This window comes from uncultured Cetobacterium sp. (assembly GCF_947039425.1).
Taxonomy (GTDB): Bacteria; Fusobacteriota; Fusobacteriia; order Fusobacteriales; family Fusobacteriaceae; genus Cetobacterium_A.
This window is the reverse complement of sequence record NZ_CAMQYW010000193.1, coordinates 1-3,798: the sequence shown is the minus strand read 5'-3', so window position 1 is coordinate 3,798 and position 3,798 is coordinate 1. Positions and strand designations below refer to the sequence as shown.

Annotated in this window: 2 protein-coding genes; both read left to right on the top strand. The window is 26.2% G+C overall.

The window, feature by feature from the left end; all coding sequences use genetic code 11:
- The first annotated feature begins 310 nt into the window (after positions 1-310).
- Positions 311-535 carry a hypothetical protein gene (locus Q0V09_RS08930; RefSeq protein ID WP_297407483.1) on the top strand — a complete coding sequence of 75 codons (225 nt, stop codon included), beginning with the start codon at positions 311-313 and terminating at the stop codon, positions 533-535.
- Between the two features lie 1,015 nt (positions 536-1,550).
- Positions 1,551-3,716 (top strand): TonB-dependent receptor, encoded by a 2,166-nt coding sequence (locus tag Q0V09_RS08925; RefSeq protein WP_297407481.1) that lies wholly within the window; start codon positions 1,551-1,553, stop codon positions 3,714-3,716.
- Positions 3,717-3,798 lie beyond the last annotated feature (82 nt).

The following is a 3,798-nucleotide window of genomic DNA, read 5'->3' as shown; positions in this document are numbered from 1 at the left end:
CTTCTGTATAAATTGAGCAGAAATCTCCTATTATTTAGCTGTTTTTAATTTTTTATAAATTTGCTATCTGAGTAGTTACCATACTTTAATTTGGGGGATATTCAACTCAGGTTTAGATAATTAAGATTATACTAATGAAATACTCTTTTTTTTAAATTGTCTACTTTAAGGGGATTATACTATATTTTTGGTTATTTTTTTATTTTAAATAATATTAAACGGAGATTTTATTATAAAAAAATTATTAATATTAACATTTTTAGTTTCATCTTTATGTTATGCTGAAACATCAGAACCATCTAAGGGATCAATGGAAATTACTGTTACAGTAATTAAACCATTAAACGTAACAGCAACAAATATAGCGTTTGGAAGAATTGTTGCAGGAACAACAGAAGAAGCTAAACAAGGAACATTTACAATAGATGGAGAAAATGAATTACCAGTAACTATAAATGCAATTGCGACAACAACAGATAAGACAGTACCAGGATTGTATACAGGGAATTTAACACTACTTGTTAGATATGAATAATTTATAAAAAAAGAAAATAAGAGTTAGTCTATTCCAAAGAATTGTTCATAAAGTAAAAAAAGGTATCTAATCAACTTAGATACCTTTTAATATGTTTGGAGAAACATATTAAAAACAATGAATACGTATGTACACTACTCTACATAAAAATAAAACAAATTCTATCAGATAAATGCATTAACTAATGTTATTTTAAATCATTAGATTGATTTTCTCAAAAAAACCAAATCGCTCAGTAAGTCAATACCGAGCAAAATGCGTGTATAATAACTACAAGTTAATTTTATAGAAAAACATAAAAAGTTAAATAACATTGCAGCACTTTGACAATAAACTGAGAAGAGGAAGATCCAATCAGTTTATTCACTACTTAAATAAGCCATTAAACAATCAAATTAATAGCACTTTGCGTATTTATTCAAATAGTGAATTTAGATTTATTAGTGAAGTGCACTCTCTAAATGAAATTAAAATTCCGTTTAGAATTATAATATGATGGTTGGGGAATTAAAACGTAGATTTTAATCACCATCATGTAATAGTTGAGTACTTCTTCAGGATATACCTATTAATCACTTTTGTCAATATATATTATTTATTTATTACAAAACTAAATAATTGTGCTACAAATAAAAACAACGGATAAGAGGTGAAATAAAATTGTATTTTATCATCGCATATCGAATAATTAAGTACTACAACATTTTTCATACCCCAACAATAGTTTTTAGTAACATTAAAAGAAGGTAAGGACATTACAATAGATGATAGATTAAATTACATAGATATAGATGATGAAAGTTGTTTTAGTCGTGCAAAAGTATTAGGTAGATGTTTATCTAATTGAACAGATGGCAGGTTAATAATATGACATTTGCAGTTAAGATAGAGTTAGCTAAAGTTATATAAATTCGAAGGATTTTGTGATAATAATTAATTTTTCAGTAAAATAGTTTGACATACAAAAGTTTTGTATGATATATTCTTCTTATAAAAGAAAATAAGGAGAGAGTGAATGAAAAAATTGTTTTTACTATCGTTATTATTATCAAGTGCAGCATATTCAAATGATTTCAAAGAAATTTTATTAAAAGATAGCATAATATCATCAACTACTGGTTTTGAAGAACCATTAATGAAAGAAAATAAAAATATCACATTGATTGGAAAGGAAGATTTAGAAAAAAAAGATTATAAAAATATAGAAGAAATATTAAGAGATGCTCCTAATGTAATGGTGCAAGAAACTTATTTTGGACCAGTGATTGATTTAAGAGGTAATGGAGAAAGAGCAATATCAAGAGTTAAAGTTTTAGTTGATGGAGTTGCAATAAATCCTATAGATGAATCGATGGGAACATTACCTATTAATACAATTCCAGTTAGTTCTATTGAAAGAATAGAAATTATTCCAGGAGGAGGAGCTGTTTTAAACGGGTCAGGAACAGCTGGTGGCGTTGTTAATATTATTACCAAATCGACAGCTAGAAAAAATTATTTTACAACAAGTTATGGAAACCTTTCTTATGATACTAATAAAACAGATATTAGTGGTGGATATAATATTACAAAAAATTTATATACAAATTTTGGATACTCTTATTTAAAAGGAAATGGATATAGAAAAAATGATGATAGAGAGAATGGCAGTTTTACAGGAGGATTTGATTATAAACTTACAAAAAGACAAAGAATTAAAATTCAAGGAACAAAGTTTAAAGGAAATCAAGATACTTCAAATCCTGTGAAAAAAGAAATCTTAGCTTTAAATAGAAAAGCAGCAGGATTTCCAGTAGAAAGTAAAAGTGATAGAGAGAGTTATGTATTAGATCATGAATTTAAAATAAATAATAATTTTACTCTTTTAACCACTATTTATAAGCAAAAATTTAAAAGAAATTTTATTGAAAAATCAAAAATGGATTATACAATGATGAAATCTGGGAAAATGCCATTGGATATTTTTGTTCCTAATGTTAATGCAGAACTTAATGGAAAATTTAATGAAGAATCGAAAGGAGCTAAGATTAGAGGTAAACTTAAATATAGTAAAGGAGAATTAGTTTTAGGTTATGAATATAACAAAACTGATTTAGAAAGAGATACTATAATAACGGGTTCTGCTTCAAAGTATGAAGGTAAAAAATATATTATGAATATTCCTATATCTATACCTATATTTACTCCAGTTAATTTAAATATAGGCATCCAAAATAAAATATATAAGGAAACTAATGCTATTTATGGTTTAAATAGATATAAATTATCTGAAAAATTAGATTTTACAAGTGGAATAAGATACGAATATTCTACTTTTGGAGGAGATAGAATAAGTTCATTTAATTTAAAAACTAAAAGGCCTGGATTTTTTACTTTTAAACCTGTAGAGGTAAATACAAATAAAATAATTTCAGATAAAAGATCTTCAAATAATTTTGCAGGAGAACTTGGATTAAATTATTCATATAGTGGTACTGGAAGTTTCTATAGTAGATATGAAAGAGGATTTATCTCTCCAATGCCTGGACAAATAACAGATAAGACCCAAACCGGAGAATATAAGTCAAATAATTTAAAATCAGAAACATCAGATACCTTAGAAATCGGAGTAAAAGATTTTGTTGGAAATAGTTTTGTATCGTGGAGCGCATTTACAACGTTTACAGAAAATGAAATTAGTTTAATTCAGGGAAATGTTCATAACCCAGCAACGAAATGGTGGAATTATAAAAATTTAGGAAAAACTAGAAGAATCGGAACAGAAATATTTGCGGAACAATATTTGGGGAAATTAACATTAAATCAAGGGTTGACATATGTAAATACAAAGATAACTGATGGAGATTATAAAGGAGATAAAGTTCCTTTGGCTCCCGAAGGAAAATTAACATTAAGTGCTAATTATAAAATAACAGAAAATTTATCAAGTGGATTTTTATTTAATTATATTGGGAAAAGTACAACTAGAGAATTTGATAAAAATGACAAAGTATTAAAAAGTACAATTTCTGGATACCATTTTTCGGATTTGATGGTACAATACAAAGTTAATAATTACTTCGTTGTTAGTGGTGGTGTAAATAATGTATTTAATGAACATTACAATTATTCAGAAACAAAAGATACTGCTATTCCAGCACCAGGAAGAAATTATTATATCTCAGGAAAAATAACATTATAAAATCAAAAACTATTTATTTTGTGGAAATAAAAAAGCTATTTTAGAAAAAAGTACCATTAAAATACTTAATCTAAAATAGCCT